This window comes from Pedococcus sp. P2_F6, assembly GCF_056403675.1.
This window is the reverse complement of sequence record NZ_JBFUEZ010000005.1, coordinates 86,173-103,065: the sequence shown is the minus strand read 5'-3', so window position 1 is coordinate 103,065 and position 16,893 is coordinate 86,173. Positions and strand designations below refer to the sequence as shown.

General features: G+C 71.3%; 15 protein-coding genes. 8 read left to right on the top strand and 7 right to left on the bottom strand.

Annotated features, from left to right (window positions below; translation table 11 throughout):
* Nucleotides 1-23: 23 nt before the first annotated feature.
* The 4 genes from AC1DWP_RS15615 to AC1DWP_RS15600 form a co-directional block, all read right to left on the bottom strand.
* Nucleotides 24-794 carry a L,D-transpeptidase gene (locus AC1DWP_RS15615; protein WP_477615409.1) on the bottom strand — a complete coding sequence of 257 codons (771 nt, stop codon included), beginning with the start codon at nt 792-794 and terminating at the stop codon, nt 24-26.
* A gap of 5 nt (nt 795-799) precedes the next feature.
* Nucleotides 800-1,645 (bottom strand): ice-binding family protein, encoded by an 846-nt coding sequence (locus AC1DWP_RS15610; protein ID WP_477615408.1) that lies wholly within the window; start codon nt 1,643-1,645, stop codon nt 800-802.
* Between the two features lie 170 nt (nt 1,646-1,815).
* Complete coding sequence (locus AC1DWP_RS15605) at nt 1,816-4,422, bottom strand: hybrid sensor histidine kinase/response regulator (RefSeq protein ID WP_477615407.1); 2,607 nt, start codon at nt 4,420-4,422, stop codon at nt 1,816-1,818.
* Nucleotides 4,419-4,835, bottom strand: coding sequence for a response regulator (locus AC1DWP_RS15600; RefSeq protein WP_477615406.1), 417 nt, complete (start codon nt 4,833-4,835; stop codon nt 4,419-4,421). Before AC1DWP_RS15600 ends, AC1DWP_RS15605 begins: the two co-directional genes overlap by 4 nt.
* A 189-nt stretch (nt 4,836-5,024) precedes the next feature.
* Between AC1DWP_RS15600 and AC1DWP_RS15595 the strand changes: the two genes are divergently transcribed.
* Genes AC1DWP_RS15595 through AC1DWP_RS15575 form a run of 5 tightly spaced genes read left to right on the top strand, consistent with a single transcriptional unit; the run spans nt 5,025 to nt 10,364 of the window.
* Nucleotides 5,025-5,432, top strand: coding sequence for a response regulator (locus tag AC1DWP_RS15595; protein WP_477615405.1), 408 nt, complete (start codon nt 5,025-5,027; stop codon nt 5,430-5,432).
* Entirely contained in the window at nt 5,432-5,785 is a 354-nt protein-coding gene (locus tag AC1DWP_RS15590) for an Hpt domain-containing protein (RefSeq protein WP_477615404.1), read from the top strand. The genes AC1DWP_RS15595 and AC1DWP_RS15590 overlap by 1 nt, the downstream gene beginning before the upstream one ends.
* Before the next feature lie 23 nt (nt 5,786-5,808).
* On the top strand, nt 5,809-6,771 hold the full coding sequence (locus AC1DWP_RS15585) for an alpha/beta fold hydrolase (protein ID WP_477615403.1): 963 nt from the start codon (nt 5,809-5,811) through the stop codon (nt 6,769-6,771).
* On the top strand, nt 6,768-8,933 hold the full coding sequence (locus tag AC1DWP_RS15580) for a molybdopterin-dependent oxidoreductase (RefSeq protein ID WP_477615402.1): 2,166 nt from the start codon (nt 6,768-6,770) through the stop codon (nt 8,931-8,933). Before AC1DWP_RS15585 ends, AC1DWP_RS15580 begins: the two co-directional genes overlap by 4 nt.
* Nucleotides 8,934-8,951: 18 nt before the next feature.
* Nucleotides 8,952-10,364, top strand: coding sequence for a WS/DGAT/MGAT family O-acyltransferase (locus AC1DWP_RS15575; RefSeq protein ID WP_477615607.1), 1,413 nt, complete (start codon nt 8,952-8,954; stop codon nt 10,362-10,364).
* Between the two features lie 62 nt (nt 10,365-10,426).
* On the opposite strand, the gene AC1DWP_RS15570 is transcribed toward AC1DWP_RS15575, so the two are convergent.
* A complete protein-coding gene (locus tag AC1DWP_RS15570; RefSeq protein WP_477615401.1) occupies nt 10,427-11,845 on the bottom strand; it encodes a cation:dicarboxylate symporter family transporter in 1,419 nt (472 codons plus the stop codon).
* 115 nt (nt 11,846-11,960) lie between these two features.
* On the opposite strand from AC1DWP_RS15570, the gene AC1DWP_RS15565 reads away from it, so the two are divergent.
* Complete coding sequence (locus tag AC1DWP_RS15565; RefSeq protein WP_477615400.1) at nt 11,961-13,571, top strand: sensor histidine kinase; 1,611 nt, start codon at nt 11,961-11,963, stop codon at nt 13,569-13,571.
* Nucleotides 13,564-14,277 (top strand): response regulator, encoded by a 714-nt coding sequence (locus AC1DWP_RS15560; protein WP_477615399.1) that lies wholly within the window; start codon nt 13,564-13,566, stop codon nt 14,275-14,277. Before AC1DWP_RS15565 ends, AC1DWP_RS15560 begins: the two co-directional genes overlap by 8 nt.
* 15 nt (nt 14,278-14,292) lie before the next feature.
* Here the strand turns inward: AC1DWP_RS15560 and AC1DWP_RS15555 are convergent, their stop codons facing one another.
* Entirely contained in the window at nt 14,293-15,237 is a 945-nt protein-coding gene (locus AC1DWP_RS15555; RefSeq protein ID WP_477615398.1) for an aminoglycoside phosphotransferase family protein, read from the bottom strand.
* Nucleotides 15,234-16,256: a DUF4439 domain-containing protein gene (locus AC1DWP_RS15550; protein WP_477615397.1), complete on the bottom strand. Its 1,023-nt coding sequence runs from the start codon at nt 16,254-16,256 to the stop codon at nt 15,234-15,236. The genes AC1DWP_RS15555 and AC1DWP_RS15550 overlap by 4 nt, the downstream gene beginning before the upstream one ends.
* A 100-nt stretch (nt 16,257-16,356) precedes the next feature.
* Here AC1DWP_RS15550 and rimP point away from each other — a divergent pair, with 100 nt between their 5' ends.
* Complete coding sequence (gene rimP, locus AC1DWP_RS15545) at nt 16,357-16,893, top strand: ribosome maturation factor RimP (RefSeq protein WP_477615396.1); 537 nt, start codon at nt 16,357-16,359, stop codon at nt 16,891-16,893.

Below are 16,893 nucleotides of genomic sequence, written 5' to 3'. Positions count from 1 at the left end.
GGTGCAGCGGGTGCTGAGCCTGCTCAGGCGATGGTGACGGGGGTGCCCAGGGGCAGGAGCTTGGCGAGGGTGGTGATGTCCTTGTTGCTGAGCCGGATGCAGCCGTGGCTGCTGGAGCGGCCGATGCTGGAGGTGTCACTGGTGCCGTGGAGTCCGATCTGGCCCGGACCACCGCCAAAGCTTGTGAGGACGTCCGAGAAGGCGGACAGGCCGTAGGCGTACGGGCCGTAGCCGGCGTTGGTCGGGGCCAGGAGCTCGGCCAGGAAGAACGTGCCCAGCGGGGTGGGGGTGCCCCCGGTGCCGGTCGCCGCGCGGAAGGTGGCGACCAGTCGCCCGGACTTGTAGAGCCGCAGCCGGTGAGCGGTGGTGGAGACAGCGATGCGGTACAGGACCCGCGCGGTCGACACGTCGGTGCTCCGCACCCAGCCGGTGGTGCCGTTCGGCCTGACGGGCAGGGACACCTGCAGCCAGGCTCCCTCGCGCTTCATGACCAGCAGCGTCCGGGGCGCCCCGTTGGCTTGGGGGTTCGACAGGGTGTGGGTCACCGGGCCGTCCGGCTTTGCGTACACGGGCAGGGAGTGCCCCACGGCGGTGGCCGAGAGGGCTGAGGTGGCCGACGGTGAGTCGCCGGTCCCCGGCGCCGTCGTGACTGCCGCGGGTGCACGGGTGGCGGTGACCGACCCTGTAGCGGTGGCGGGCGCGGGGCCTGCGGTCGGGGCCGTGGGGTTGCAGCCTGCCAGCACGGTCGCCGCCAAGGCGATCACGAAGAGCTGGGGCAGGCGTCGCCGGGGCATGACCTCTACCCGGTGAAACGGGCTCCTGAGCGCACTGGGACCGCAGCCCCTGCAACTCCCGGTGTGCCGGCGCCCGACGGGGTGGATGCAGCCGTAGTCCCGCAGCCCGGCCGCGTGATGGTGTTGCGGTCCAGCGTCACCGCGCCGGTGCGGGCCAGGAGTCGACCGGCAATGGTGGCGCCGGTGACTGCCGTGATCGAGGCCTGGGCCATCACGGTGCCGACGAAGACCGAGTTCGACCCCAGCGTGGTCGAGCTGCCCACCTGGAAGTAGACGTTGCACGGGCTGGCGCCGTTGATCAGCCGGATGCGGCTCCCGGAAGCGGTCACCAAGGTGCTGGCCGACTTGAAGACGAAGACGGCGTTCGGGTTGCCCTGGGCATTCAGGGTGAGCGCGCCCGTCACTTCGAGCGTGGTCCCGCTGTACACGCCGGGAACCAGTGTCCTGCCGCCAAGCTCCGGAAGTACGGTCGCCGTGGTACTCCGCCCAGCGGCATCGTTGTAGGCGGTGGTGAGATCGGACTTGGCCCGCCGCGCCACCGCGTCGGCGCGGTGGATCGTCCCGTTGAACACCAGACCGGGAGGAAAGCCCACTGCTGCGGAGCCTGGACTGACGCCAGCGCTTCCACTGATGCGGGACGCTCCGGTGTTGGTGATGGTCGATCCGGCCAGCACCGCGAAGCTGGCCGCAGTGCCCAGCCCGACGGGAGCGGTGGCCGCTTCCGCGGGTCGCGTCCCCACGAAGCCGACCACGAGTGCGATGGCCAGCCCGCCGGCGACGGTCAGAAGCCGGCGGCTGCGGTGAGTGGGAAGGGAGGCGGCAGAAGGGATGGAGATGCGACGTGTGGCCACGGTGGGCGCCCTAACAGAAAGGAAATGCTGCGGACGGCCGAACCAGTTGGGGGCGCTGCCCGCGCGAATCTTCCCCGCTGTTGCTCGTGTTGAGGGTCGCCCCCTTTCTACGGTTTGTCAAAGGGGCGTTGGCTTGCCACGACTCGCGGGATGGCTCCGCTGTCGGGGATTCAGGCTGGGGTGGGTGCGGTGATGGTCCGCAGGAGTCCGATGACCTGCCGTTCGAAGTCCTCCGGCGACTCTCCCGCCTTGGTCACGAACCGGGTCTCGCCCAGGCGCAGCCGGCGCCGGTCACTCTCGTCGAGATCCCGGCCGGTGTAGACGACCATCGGCAGGGACCGCAGCCGTTCGTCGCGGCGCAAGGCGCTGACGACGGCATACCCGTCGATGTCGGGCAGCCCCAGGTCGAGGACGAGCAGGTCAGGTGCCACCTCACGGCTCATGGCCAGGGCCTGCATCCCGGTGTGGGCCACGCGGGCGTGTACCCCGTGGTCGGTGAAGAAGCCCTTGAGGACCTCGCCCAGGTCCTCGTCGTCCTCGATGACGAGGACGCTGGTGGTGGCGTCGGTGCCCAGCGCCTTGCGCAAGGAGCTCATCAGGGCGCCCTGGTCGACGGGTTTGGTCAGCCAGGCGGATGCGGTGGGGACGGCGTAGTCGTCCGGGGCCAGCGCGCTGAGGATGACGACCGGGATGTGCGCGGTTGCCGGGTTCGCGCCGAGGGCGGCGATGGTCTCCCAGCCCGACATCCCCGGCATGCGCAGGTCCATCAGGATCAGGCTGGGTGCCTGGCCGGTGGCAAGCTCCAGGGCCTGCTGGCCGGTGCGGGCGGTCAGGGTGGAGTAGCCGTGGGCTTCGAGCATGGCGGCGAGGACCTCCACGATGTCCGGGTCGTCGTCGCAGATCAGGACAGCGCCCACCGGCCCGGGTCCCGCCTGCTCGTCCTGCACCTGAGCCGGGGCGGCCGGCAGGATGAACGTCAGCGTGCTGCCCGACCCCGGTGTGCTGGTCGCCCAGATCCGGCCGCCGTGCTGTTCGACGATGCCGCGGCAGATGGGGAGGCCGAGACCGGTGCCGGTCTTGGCGCGGGTGTCCGAGGCGTCCACCTGGGCGAACCGGTCGAAGATGGTCTCGAGCTTGTCGGCGGGGATCCCGGGGCCCTGGTCGGTCACGGTGAACAGGACCATGTCGTCACCACCGGCCTCGGGCGACGCCGGCCCGGCGTGGACCGTCACCACCCCACCTTCGGGGGAGAACTTCACCGCGTTGCTGAGCAGGTTCGCCAGCGTCTGGGCGATCCTGTCCCGGTCGGCGAGCACGAAGGCGTCGCTGTGGTTCGCGCTGAGCGTCACCCCCGCCTGCTGCGCCATCGCACGCATCTCCTCGAGGGCCGCAGCGACCAGCTCGTCCACGGACAGCAGCTCCAGGTCGAGCTCGAGCTTTCCGGCGGACAGCTTCTCCACGTCGAGGATGTCGTTGACCAGGCGGACCAGGCGCTGGCAGCTGTTCAGCGCGACATCGGCCATCCGCTGCGCCTTGGGCGGCAGGGTCCCCACGGCGCCGCCGGCCATCAGGCCGAGCGCGCCGCGGATGGACGTCAGGGGAGTGCGCAGCTCGTGGCTGATGACGCCGACGAACTCGTCCTTCATCCGCTGGACCACGCGCTGCTCGGTGACGTCCTGCACCGTGCCGACCAGGCGAACGATGGTGCCGGAGTCGTCGCGCACCGCCCGCCCCATCGCCCGGACGTCGCGGACGGTGCCGTCGGGGCGCACGATGCGGTACTCCGAGTGGATATCCCGCTGCGCGGTGGCTGCTTCCTCCTGGGCCCGGACGACGTCGGCGGCATCCTCAGGGTGGACGCGGGCGGTGAACAGGTCGGCGTGATCGCCCTCGGTGTCCGGGTGGATGCCGAGGATGCGGTAGAACTCGGCGCTCCACTGGGTCTGCCCGCTCGCGAGGTCCCACTGCCAGCTGCCGATGTGAGCGAGCTGTTGGGCGTCCTGGAGCTCGTCGTTGCTGAAGGCCAGCTGTTCGGCGTTCTCCTCCACGCGGCGCAAGAGGGCCTCGTTCCCGACACCGAGGCGGTACAGCGCGAAGGCAAGCAGCAACATCGCGCCCAAGGTCGCGGCCGCGACGAGGGCCGTCCAGCGGATCGCCGTCTCCTGCCGACGGTCGGCTGCCGTGTTTGCCGTGCCGGCCTCACGGGCCAAGGCGGCCGTCAACGTCGACTGTGGCCCCCCCAGCTCGTCGAAGGCGTCGTCGAAGGCGGCGTGCTCCTCACGAGCCCGGCTCGGTGACGTGGTGGCCAGATCGGTCAGCCGGACCGCCTCGGCGCCGTAGGCCCTCAGCCTCGTGTCCAGGGCGCGGACGTCCGGGGCGAGCGTGCTGTCCAGTGTCGACGCGGCCAGCCTGCGCAGGTCGTTCTCGAGCCGGGCGACGTGGGTCCGGGTGCGGGCGGCGAGCTCGGCGCCGGTCTCGTTGTTGCCCCCGAAGGCCTCGAGCGACTCGAGCACGTCGCCGTGGAGGGTGGCGTACATCAGGTTGGCATCCTGCTGGTACTGCTGGGCCGTGTGCAGGTCGGTGGCCTTGGCGTGGGCGCGCTCAACAGCCGCAAAGCCGGTCAGGGCAGTGGTGACCACGAGCAGCGGGAGGATGATCGCGACCACCGCCGCCACGAGCAGGGCGCGGCCCAGCGGCAGGCCGCCGAGCGGGTCGCCCGACCGGAGCCGGCGCGCCCACGCGGGACCTCGCTGCGCGTCGGCGGTGGCGGTCGTCACGACCAGCCCAGCATCGAGGCCAAGGTTCCCGGCAGGAGCATCGGGTCGAACGGCTTGCTCAGGACGCCGACCACCGGCAGTGCGGACAGGTCCGGCTGCCCCTTTCCCTGGGCTTTCGCCGTGAGCAGGACTATGGGTATGCCGGCCGTCACCGGGTTCTCGCGCAACGCCACAGCAGTCGTGGGGCCGTCCATGCCGGGCATCATCACGTCCATGACGATGGCATCGGGTCGTTCCGAAACCGCCCGGTCCAGCCCCTCCTGGCCGCTGCTGGCCGTGGTCACCTGCCAGCCTCCCACCGCTTCCAAGCACATCTGGGCCACCTCGAGGATGAGCTCGTCGTCGTCGACGACGAGAACCCGTCGGGCCCCCACCCCTGTCGGTCCCGCGGCAACACCCCCGGCGTCGCTCATCGAGTGCGCTGGTCGCTCGCTGGTGCTTTTGTCCTCATGCGCACAGTGTGCCCTCTATCTGACCCTGCGGCACCGGTTCGCGGCCAACGCGCAGTGTGTGCGCCAGCCGGTCGAGTGTGCGCAGGGGGTGAAGGTGCTGCACACTGGCCAAATGGCCGCAAAACCACTCCCATCCCAGCAGCCCTGCAGGTGAACGGGGCCGCGCACGGTTCTCAGGAAGGCGTTGCCCGCCGAGTGCTGGTCGTCGACGACGACGAGCTCATCCTCGAGGTGGCGCAGATGAGCCTGGAGGTGGTCGGCGGCTGGCTCGTCATCACCGCAGCCGACGGCCAGGAGGCGCTGGACCGCGCTCGCAGCGAACAGCCGGACGCGATCGTCATGGACGTGATGATGCCGCGCATGGACGGTCCCACGGCGGTGGTGGCCCTGCGGGCTGATCCCGCCACGGCCGGCATACCCATCGTGCTGCTCACGGCCAGTGTCCTGGCCGCCGAGCGCGCCGCCCTGGCGGCCCTGCCAGTGAACGGGGTGCTGCGCAAGCCGTTCGACCCGATGCTGCTCCCGGCTGAGCTGTCCACGATTCTCGGCTGGTCCTGATGCCCCCCGACCAGCCCATCGATCCGGAGACAGCGCTGCCGACGATGGCATCCTTTCGTGACCGCGCCAGGCTCACGAACCTCGCGCGGGTGGAGGTCATCGCGGACGCCCTTCACCGCCTCGGTGACGGGGGCCCGGCCGACGACGCGCGGCTGACCGCGCGCCGGGCAGCACACTCCCTGGTGGGTTCGGCAGGCACCTTCGGGTTCGGGGAGGCGAGCCAGCTCGGTCGCGCCCTGGAATCCCTTCTGGACGAGGCGGATGACGCCGAGGACGGACAGGTCCGGGCCCAACGGAGGCTGGACGTGGTCGAACGGTTGCGCGAGGCACTGGCGATCCCGACTTCAGGTTGAGATCCTCTGAGGGTGAGCAACAGGTGACAACAGAGACGGCATCGCGGCCCGCGAGCCTCCAGCTCGCCGAGCCCTGGGGCGGGACCGGGTGGGTCACCGACCTCGGCGGGCCGGTGCACTGGGTGGACTACGGCGGGCCGGACGAGTCGGACGACTCCACTGCGGGAGTGCCGATCGTCATGGTGCACGGCCTCGGCGGATCGCACCTCAACTGGGTCGGGGTCGCGCCGCCGCTGGCTCAGAGGCACCACGTGTATGCCGTGGACCAGGCGGGTTTCGGACTCACGCCCGGGACCCACCGGTCCACCTCGGTGCAGGCCAACGCAGACCTCCTGGCGCGGTTCGTCAGGGAGGTCGTGGGGCGTCCCGCGGTCCTCGTCGGCAACTCGATGGGTGGGATGGTCGCACTGCTGATGGCGGCGGCCCACCCCGAGCTGGTCGAAGGGCTCGTGCTCATCGACCCGTCCATCCCGGTGCCGCGGCAACGCCCGGACCTAGCGGTCAGCGCCACCTTCCTGGTCTACGCCACACCGTTCGTCGGTGAGCGTTACCTGGAGCTGCTGACCCGGCGGGCCAGCGACCGCCAACGGGTCCAGAGCGTCGTCAACCTGTGCTTCGCCGATCCGAGTCGCGCCAACCCGGACGTCGTCGACGCCGGTGTCGTCCTCGCGGCACATCGCCGGGGTGTGCCGGGCCAGGAGGCGGCCTTCCTCGGCGCCGCGCGGTCTCTCATGAGGGTGCTGGCGAACCCGCGCCGGTACCGGTCGGTGATGCGCAGCATCGACAGGCCCGTCCTGCTGGTGCACGGCGAGCTGGACCGGCTGGTCCCCGTCGCGGCCGCGCGTGCCGTCGCTGCCGCGAACCCGTCCTGGGAGACGATGTTCCTACCCGGAGTCGGGCACACCCCTCAGCTCGAGGTGCCCGACGCAGTCAGGGACCGGATGGTGACCTGGCTGGGAGACCACGGCTTCGCCCCGAGCCCATGACCACGGCATACCTGACCTGTCCGTTGTGCGAGGCCACCTGTGGCCTGGCCGTGACGCTCGACGGTGAGACGGTCACGTCCGTGCGCGGCGACGCGGACGACGCCTTCTCGCACGGCTTCATCTGTCCCAAGGGCGCTTCGCTCAAGGCGCTCCACGAGGATCCCGACCGGTTGCGCGGTCCCCTCGTGAAACGTGACGGGCAGTGGCACGACGTGAGCTGGGACGAGGCGTTCGAGGAGATCGACCGACGGCTGGTGCCGATCATCGCCGAGCACGGCCCTGACGCGGTCGCGTTCTACCTGGGCAATCCCTCCTCGCACAACCTCGGGGTGACGCTCTACGGCCGAGCGTTCTACCGCGCCGTCGGCACCCACAACATCTACACCGCCGGCAGCGTTGACCAGCTGCCGAAGCACTACTCGTCCGGCTACCTGTTCGGCGACCCCATGACCATCCCGGTGCCGGACCTCGACCGCACGCGGCACCTGCTGCTGCTCGGCGCCAACCCCTTGGTGTCCAACGGGTCGCTGATGACCGTGCCGGATGCCCGCGGACGGCTGAAGGCGATCCGCGACCGTGGCGGCAAGGTCGTCGTCGTCGACCCGCGACGGACCCGCACCGCCGAGCTGGCTGACGAGCACCACGCCATCAGGCCGGGCGCCGACGCCCTCCTGCTCTTCGGGTTGGTCAACGTCATCCTGCGTGAGGGCCTTGCCGACCTGCGCCACCTCGCCGACCACGTGACCGGGCTCGATGCACTGACGGGGCTCGCCGCCCCGTTCACGCCGGACGCGGTCGCCGAGCACACCGGCATCGCGGCCGCTGAGATCGAGCGGATGGCCCGGGAGCTCGCAGCTGCGGAGGCTGCAGCCGTCTACGGCCGGATCGGGACGACGACGCAGGCGTTCGGCACCCTCGCCAGCTGGCTCGTCGACGTGCTCAACGTCATCACCGGCAACCTCGACCGACCGGGCGGCGCGATGTTCCCGCTCGCCCCGGCCGGACAGACGAACAGCGTTGCGGCGAAAGGCGATACGCCGAGCAAGGTATGGCGACACGGGCGGTGGACCAGTCGGGTGCGGGGCCTTCCGGAGGTGATGGGGGAGCTGCCCGTCGCGACCCTGGCGGGGGAGATCCTCACGCCGGGGTGGGGGCAGGTGCGTGCCCTGGTGGTCGTCGGAGGCAACCCCTGCCTCAGCACCCCCAACGCCGAGCGGCTCCGTGCGGCGGTGCAGACCCTCGACCTCATGGTGTCGCTGGACGTCTACCTCAACGAGACGAGTGAGCACGCCGACGTCATCCTGCCGGGGCCGTCCCCGCTCGCCCGCGACCACTTCGACCTGACCTTCACCCAGCTGTCCGTGCGCAACATGGCGAACTGGAGTCCGGCCGCCATCGAGACCGACCTGCCCCAGGAGTGGCAGACCCTCCTGCGTCTGGCTGGAATCGCGGCCGGACAGGGGCCCAAGACCGACGTCGAGGCGCTCGACGACCTCCTGGCCGCGCAAACAGCGGCCCGCTACCAGCTCGACCCGGCCGTGAGCGAGCCGCGGCGCGGACCTGCGCGGCTGCTCGACCTCATGCTTCGCGGCGGCCCCTACGACCTGACCCTCGCTGACCTCGAAGCCGCACCGCACGGACGCGACCTCGGACCTCTCGCACCTCGCATCCCTGAGGTGTTGCGCACCGCCAGCCGCACCATCGAGCTGACACCGACGGCCATCACCGACGACGTGGCACGTCTGGTCGCCGTGCTGGAGACGGCTCCGACCGGCGGCATGGTCCTCATCGGGCGGCGTCAGCTCAGCTCCAACAACTCGTGGATGCACAACCTGGCCCCCCTGGTGCGGGGGGCCAACACCTGCACCGCCCACGTCCACCCCGAGGACGCGGCGCGGATCGGGCTGCGCGACGGCGGTGACGCGGTCGTCCGCTCGCGGGCCGGGTCGATCACCGTGCCGGTGGAGGTCACCGACTCGGTGCGGCCGGGCGTCGTCAGCATCCCGCACGGCTGGGGGCACTCCAGTCCAGGCGCCCGTACCGCGGTCGCGGCGTCGCACGCCGGCGTCAACAGCAACGTCCTCGCCGACGACCTGTTCGTCGACGCCCTCACGGGAACGGCCGCCCTCAACGGCATCCCGATCACCCTCACCCCAGCCTGAGGAGCCGTCGTGGACCGGATGAGCGCGATGGACGCGATGTTCTACTACATGGAGGGCGAGAACACGCCGATGCACGTGGGCGGGGTCTCCGTCCTGGAGGGTCCCGCGCCCGCCTACGGCGACCTCGTCCGACTTCTCGCCGCCAAGATGGACCTGGTCCCGCGCTACCGGCAGGTCATCAAGACCGTGCCGTTCCAGCTCGGTCGCCCGGTCTGGGTCGACGACCCGCACTTCCAGCTGCTCTACCACGTGCGACACACGTCGCTGCCGAAGCCCGGTGGACCGGAGCAGCTGCGCAACCTTGCCGGCCGCGTGTTCGCCCAGCGCCTCGACATGACCAAGCCGGTGTGGGAGGCGTGGCTGGTCGAGGGCCTCGCGGACGACCGGTGGGCGCTCATCTCCAAGGCGCACCACTGCATGATCGACGGCGAGGGCAGCACCGACCTCATGCAGGTCATCTTCGACGTCGAGCCGGAGCCGCAGCGTCGGGAGCCGTCGGACTGGTCGCCCTCGTCGTCCCCGTCCCTGCTGGCCCTCACGGCGGGGTCCTTGCGGGACTTCGTGACAGAACCCCTGCAGGCTCTCGGTGTGCCCAGCATCTCCGACCTCGGCAAGGTGCCCCTGGCGCTCGCCGGTGTCGGCGTCGCGGCCAAAGAGCTTGTCCCGCAACAGATCGCGCAACTGATTCCCGGTCGTGGTCAGCTCACTCCCAGGAGCATGAACGGCCCCCTCGGCCCCAACCGCCGCTGGGTCTGGACCGAGGCCACGATGGCCGAGGTCAAGACCATTCGCACCGCACTCGGCGGCACCGTCAACGACGTCATCCTCGCGGCGGTCACCCGCGGCCATCGCGACCTGCTGGTCGGCAGGGGTGAGCTGGTCCCCGACATGGTGGTGCGATCGCTCGTGCCGGTGTCGACCCGCCAGGCGTCAGGACGCGGCCAGGTCAACAACCAGGTGACCAGCGTCGTCGTCGACCTGCCGGTCGGCGAGGAGGACCCGAGCCGGCGGCTGACCCTGATCCGTGAGCAGATGGACCGCAACAAGCGGGGGATGGGCGCGGTGGACGCAGCGGCCATCGTCGGGCTGGCCGACTACGCCGCCCCGACCCTGCTCGCCCTCGGCGCACGGTCGATGTCGCGGATGCCCAACAAGCTCACCCAGACCGGCACGACCAACGTCCCGGGTCCGCGGATCCCGCTCTACCTCCTGGGCCACCGGCTCATCGGGTCGCACCCCTACGTGCCGGTCTTCGCCGGCGTGCGGGTGGCCACCGGGATCTTCTCCTACCTCGACACCTTCAGCTTCGGGATCACGGCCGACTTCGACAGCTTCCCGGACGTCGAGGTCATCGCCGACGGCATCCGCGCCGGCTTCAACGAGCTCGTGGCCGTCGCCGTGTCCGGCAACGGGACCGACCAGCCTGCCTGACCGTCGCCCACCCTGCCCAGCGGTGSCGGGTCCTGCGGCTGCAGGACCCGGCACCTCCCGCATCAGTGGCCGGGAGTGCCGGCCATCCGTGGGTCGGACTGGGTGCCGGAGTTCGCACCGGAGTGGGTGTCGGGGACGGGGTCAGCCTGCCCACCGGGCTCGTGGTCGTCGATCAGCGTCGACTCGTCGAACGGCAGGTCGCCGGCGAGCACCGCGTCGAGCCGAGGTCGGTCCAGCTCGCCGACCCAGTGCCCGATCAGCACCGTCGCGATCGAGTTGCCGGCGAAGTTGGTCAGCGCCCGCGCCTCGCTCATCATCCGGTCGATGCCGACGATGAATCCGACGCCGTCGACCAGGTCGGGGCGGTGCGACTGGAGGCCGCCGGCCAGCGTGGCCAGACCCGCTCCGGTCACGCCTGCAGCACCCTTGGAGGCGATGATCATGAACACCAGCAACGAGACCTGCTGGCCGATGGAGAACGGCTTGTCCATGGCGTCGGCGATGAACAGCGACGCCATCGTGAGGTAGATCGCGGTTCCGTCGAGGTTGAAGGAGTAGCCCGTCGGCACCGTGATCCCGACGACCGGCCGGGACACACCCGCGTGCTCCATCTTGGCGATGAGGCGCGGCAGGGCCGACTCCGACGAGGACGTCGAGAGGATCAGGAGGAACTCGCGGGCGAGGTAGCGCAGCAGGGCGAAGACGTTGACCCCGGTCGCCAGCTTGAGCAGCGTCCCCAGGACGACGAACACGAAGAGCGCGCACGTGATGTAGAACGCGACCATCACCTGGGCCAGGCTCTTGAGCGCGTCGACGCCGGTGGCGCCGACCACGGCGGCCATCGCTCCGAACGCACCGATCGGCGCGACATACATGATCATCGCCATCAGGCGGAAGACGAGGCGCTCGAGGTGCTTGATGCCGACCAGGATCGGCTCTCCCGCGCGGCCCATCTTCTGCAGCGCGAAGCCCACCAGCAGTGCCACCAGCAGGGCCTGGAGCACCGAGCCCGACGTCAGCGACGAGACGACGGTGTCAGGGATGAGGCCGAGGATGAAGTCGGTGGTCGTCGTGTGGGCCTCACCCACCTGCTTCTGGCCGGCGGCGGCCAGCGTGTCCGTGAGGTGAAGGCCGGCGCCGGGCTTGACGATGTTGCCGACCAGCAGGCCGATCGCGAGGGCGAACGTCGACATCGTGACGAAGTAGGCCAGCGCCAGACCTCCGACCTTGCCGACCTGGCTGGCCCTGCGGACGGAGCCGATGCCCAGCACGATCGTGCAGAAGATGACCGGGGTGATCATCATCTTGATGAGGCTCACGAAGCCGGTGCCCAGCCACTTGAGCTTGATCCCGAACTCGGGGTTGACGAACCCGACGATGATGCCGAGGACCATCGCCACGATGACGGCGATGTAGAGGTAGTGCGTGCGGTCCCGCTTCGGTACGGGGCGTTCGACGACGCTGTCGGCGCTGGTGCTCACGGTGGTCTCCAGGGGATCGGGTCCCGGGCGCGGCCCGGGAGCGGTGAACAAGGACGAGGGTGGCCCCACGAGTGACTAGGGTCACGTTTGTGTTCATTGAGTTCCCGGTTTGCCGGTGAGCGCACCTCGGTGGCTCACCGCACCGGCGCGGTGGAGCGTGGCGGCGCAGACCTTCGCGCTGCAGGTGCTCGTCGCGCTGCTCGTGGTCGGCGTGGGAACCCTCGCGGCCTACGCGCAGGCGCAGCGGGCCGGCACGCAGGAGGCGACCGCACGGGCGACCGCCGTCGCCGAGACGGTTGCCAGCACGCCGTCCGTCGTCGCGGGTGTCCGCACCGGTGCGCCGGGAGCCGGGCTGCAGGCGTTTGCCGAGGACGTGCGTCGGGAGACGCGCACCGACTTCGTCGTCATCATGAGCCCGACCGGCATCCGCTACACCCATCCCGACCCCCGGCAGATCGGTGGCCAGTTCCTCGGTCACATCGCGGCGGCCCGAGCCGGAGGCACCGTCGTCGAGGACTACACCGGGACGCTCGGCCCGTCCCGCCGGGTCGTGGTGCCCGTCCGGGCCGACGACGGGGCGGTCGTCGGGCTGGTGGCGGTCGGCATCCGCAAGGCAGCCGTGAGCGAGCGGCTGCGCGGCCAGCTCCCGGCGCTGCTGCTCGCCGGACTGGCAGCAGCCCTGCTGTCCGGCTTCGGCACCGCGCTCGTCAGCCGCCGGATCCGTCGCCAGACCCACGGCCTCGGCGAACGGCAGCTGCGGGAGATGGTCGAGTACTACGACGCGGTGCTGCACGCGGTGACCGAGGGACTCCTGCTGACCGACCTCGACGGACGGCTCCGGCTCGCCAATGACGAGGCGGTCCGGCTGCTGGGGTTGCCCGACGACGCACGTGGCCGCCCCGTCGCCGAGCTGGGGCTGTCCGCTCCGCTCCTGGCCGCGCTGACCGACGGCGAGCCGCGGGAGGACGAGCTGCACGTCACCTCGGCCAGGGTGCTGGTCCTCAACAAGGCGCGCGCCCAGTGGGACGGCCGCGCACTGGGGTTCGTCGCCACGGTGCGCGATCGCACCGACCTCGAGCACCTCACCGGCGAGCTCGACTCGGCCCGCGGGCTCACCGAGGCGCTGCGCTCGCAGGCCCACGAGTCGGCCAACCGGCTGCACGCCATCGTGTCGCTCATCGAGCTCGGCCACCCCGAGCGCGCGCTGGCCTTCGCCACCGACGAGCTGCAGGTCTCGCAGCGACTCACCGACAGCGTGGTCGGGTCGGTGGGTGAACCTGCCCTGACCGCGCTGCTGCTGGGCAAGGCAGCGCAGGCTGCGGAGCGCGGCATCGACTTCCGGATCGCGGACGACGCGGTCTGGCCACAGGACGTCGCACCGGTGCGGGACGTCGTGACCATCGTCGGCAACCTCATCGACAACGCCTTCGACGCCGTCACCTCGGAGTCCGGCGAACGCCAGGTCGAGGTGAGCTCGCGGATCGAGGCCGGCCGGGTCGTGCTCAGCGTCGCGGACTCCGGGCCGGGGCTGCCGCCGGACGCCGTCGACGAGGCGTTCCGCCGCGGGTTCTCCACCAAGGAGCAGGGGGGAGCGGGTCGCCGCGGGATCGGGCTGGCCCTCGTGGCGCAGTCGGTGGCGCGCCTCGACGGGGTGCTGGAGGTGTCGGGGCCGCCGGGGGCCCGCTTCACGGTGCGCCTGCCGCTGGAGGCGAAGACCCGTGCCTGACGACGACCTGCCCGCCGACCCAGCCCAGCCCGCTGTCCTCACGGTCCTCGTCGTCGAGGACGAGCCGGTCGCCCTCGAGGCGCATGCGGCCTACGTGGGGCGGGTCCCCGGCTTCGTCGTCGCGGCCACAGCCGCCACGAGTCACGAGGCGCTGCGCGCCCTGCAGTCCACGCCGGTCGACGTCGTGCTGCTCGACATGAACCTGCCCGACCGGCACGGTCTCGACGTCATCCGGGCGATGCGCGCCGGGGGACACCAGGCCGACGTCATCGCGGTGACCTCCGCCCGCGACCTCGACGTGGTGCGCGCGGCGGTGTCCCTGGGCGTCGTGCAGTACCTCCTCAAACCGTTCGTCTTCGCGACCCTGCGCGACCGCCTCGAGGCCTACCGCGCCTATCGGACCCAGCTCGGCCACACCCAGCACCTGTCCACCCAGGCGGAGGTCGACGAGGTCTTCGCCGGGGTGCGCACCAGCAGCCCCACCGCGCTGCCGAAGGGGATGAGCGAGGACCTGCTGGCGCGCGTCACCCGCGCGCTGCGGGACACCGGAGAGGGACTGTCCGCGACCGAGCTCGCCGAGGCCATCGGGGTCAGTCGCGTGACCGCCCGCCGCTATGCCGAGCACCTCTGCGACAACCGCCTCGCCGTGCGCACCCAGAGGTATGCCGGTGCCGGGCGCCCCGAGGTGGAGTACCGCTGGCAGTGAGCGCGCTGAGCGGGGTCAGCCGTCGAGGGCCTTGAGCAGGGCGACGTTGAAGGACACCGCGTCGCGGTCGCCGTCCCCGGCCGCCCAACCTGCCTCCATCGCCGTGTGGACATAGGTCCACGCGAGGGCCTGGTCCTCGTCGATCCCGGCTGCCTCGCAACAGATCTCGAGCCGGCGCCGCACCAGGTAGCGGAAGGCCGACCCGTTGCCGAGCTCGTCGGTGCGGTTGCGCAGCAGGGGCTGGATCTCGAAGCCGGGGTGTCCGGCCATGGCGTGCGGGTCGATGGCCAGCCAATCCGGGCGACCCGACTCGGGCAGGCTCGCCAGCACGTTCTCGTAGTGCAGGTCGGTGTGCACCAGGGTCGCGTCGCACGCCGGGTCCGCGGTGAGGTCGCGGACCAGCGACGCCGTCCGCTCCAGCATGCGACGCGGGAGGGCTCCCTCTGCGGACTCCAGCCGTGAGAGCTGCTCGCGGGCGAAGGTCGACAGGCGCCGAAGCCCCGCCGGGGCCGGAACGTGCAGCTGGCGGAGCAGCTCCCCGACGGTCTGGCAGGCCTGGTCGACGTCCACCGAGCGCAGGTCGCGGTCGGGGTCGAGGGCTTCCAGCAGGAGGGCGCTCCTGCCCGGGTCTGCCGCCACCAGTCGCACGGCCCCCCGGCCGTCCCAGTGCCGCAGCACGAGCGGCTCGTCGCGCGACTCCACGTGGGGCCACACCAGCTTCAGGGCCAGCCGTTCGCCGTCGCGACGGACCGGCACGACGACGGCTGTCCACCCGGTCGCACCGACGCCCAGCGGTTCCAAGCCCCAGTCGTCGAGGACCTCCGCGAGCAGCCGCGGCAGCCGGGCGGACCAGTCGGCACCCGACGGGCCGCCCACCGCACCGTCCTGCTCGGAGAAGCGGTGGACGGAGGCACGGAACTGCTCGGGGACCAGCGGTGCCACGTCCTCCGGACGCGTCACGTGAGGCCGGGGAAGGCCGACAGCCGGACCCCCCACTGCGACGCCAGGACCTCGGTGTCGGCGAGCCACTGGACGAGCGCGCCGAGGGGACCGAGGTCGCCTCCGGTGGACCCCAGGTCCCTGGCGACGGACGCCCGCAGCTGGGTGAGCACCTGCCCGGCCAGCCTGCGTGCGGTCGCGGTCGTCGTCACGGGGAAGGGCAGCGGATAGCCCAGGGCAGGCGGCCCGGCGGAGGCGCCGGCGAGGGACTCCTGGTCCTGCGCGCGCGACTCCAGGGCGGAGAGGGTGGCCAGCGCCAGGGAGTGCTGGGCCCCACTCGGGGACTGGGCGGCCACGACCTCGAAGGCGTACACGGCGGCGCGGGTGCTCTCGAGGTACGAGGCTGCCAGGGAGGGGGCCGACCAGCTGGTCTCGGGCCACGTCGCCGGCGCGCCCAACAGGGTCGCCGCGGCGGCCCGCTGGGCGAGCACGCTTCCGACCAGGGGGACGGCCTGCGAAGGCACCTTCGCCAGCGAGGCGATCGCCGTCGGGCCCAGGTCGCTGGCCTCCTCGGCGCCCAGACCCCTGGGACCCGGGACCGCAGGGGCGGTGCTCGTGCTCGCCGAGCCGGTGGGGTTTTCCGAGGTGCCGGACGCCGTGGCCGTCGCGGTTGACGTGGCCGACGGGCCGACGGCGGCGGTGTCCAGCACCTTGCGCGGGACCCCGAGCCTCAGCAGCTCCGCCTCGAGCACCGACACCTGGCTGCGGTGCAGGGCGGCCAGCCGTGCGGGCACTCCGGTCGCCGGACCGGCCAGGGAGGTGGCCCGCGCGGCGAGGTCGTCGCTGTGCCGCCACAGGGCCAGCAGGAACGCCTCGCTCGGTATGGGTGCCCGAGTGGGGATGAGTGGCACGCTCGGCGCGTCGTCCTCGAGCCTGATGCCGCAGGCCGCCAGCGAGGCTGCCGCCATGGCGCCGAGCCCCACGGTGAGCACGCGGCGCCGGGTGGGGCACAGCGGCATACCGGCGTCGTCCTGGGGCATGGGCCGATCATGACATGCCTGCAGGTGCGGGCATGCGGCCCACTCACGGCGCAGATAGAGTGGCGGTGCACGGCCACCAAACTTCAGAGAGGACGAGTCAGTGAGCGTCAAGGAACAGATTCGTCCCGCCGTCGAGGGCCCCTTGCGCGACCTCGGCCTGCTGGTCGAAGACGTCGCCGTGACCCCCGCAGGCAAGCGTCGTCTGGTCCGCCTCTGGATCGACCGCATCCTCGACGCGACGGGTGACACGACGACCACGACGCCGCCCCTCACCCTCGACGAGGTGGCCGACGCCACCCGAGCCGTGAGCGATGCCCTCGACGAGACCGGCGCGATGGGCGAGCAGCCCTACACGCTCGAGGTCGGGTCGCCGGGCATCGACCGGCCGCTGACCGAGCCTCGCCACTTCCGGCGCAACGTCTCCCGGCTGGTCACCATCACCCCGCTGGAGGGCCCGGCCGTGACCGGCCGCATCACCGCTGCGGGTGAGACGGGTGTGACCCTCGAGGTCCCTGCGGTCAAGCAGGTGCCGGCACAGTCCGTGGACGTGGCGTATGCCGACGTGTCCAAGGCTGTGGTGCAGGTCGAGTTCTCGAGGGCAGCCAGCGACGACGACGACAATTCTGAGGAGCACTGA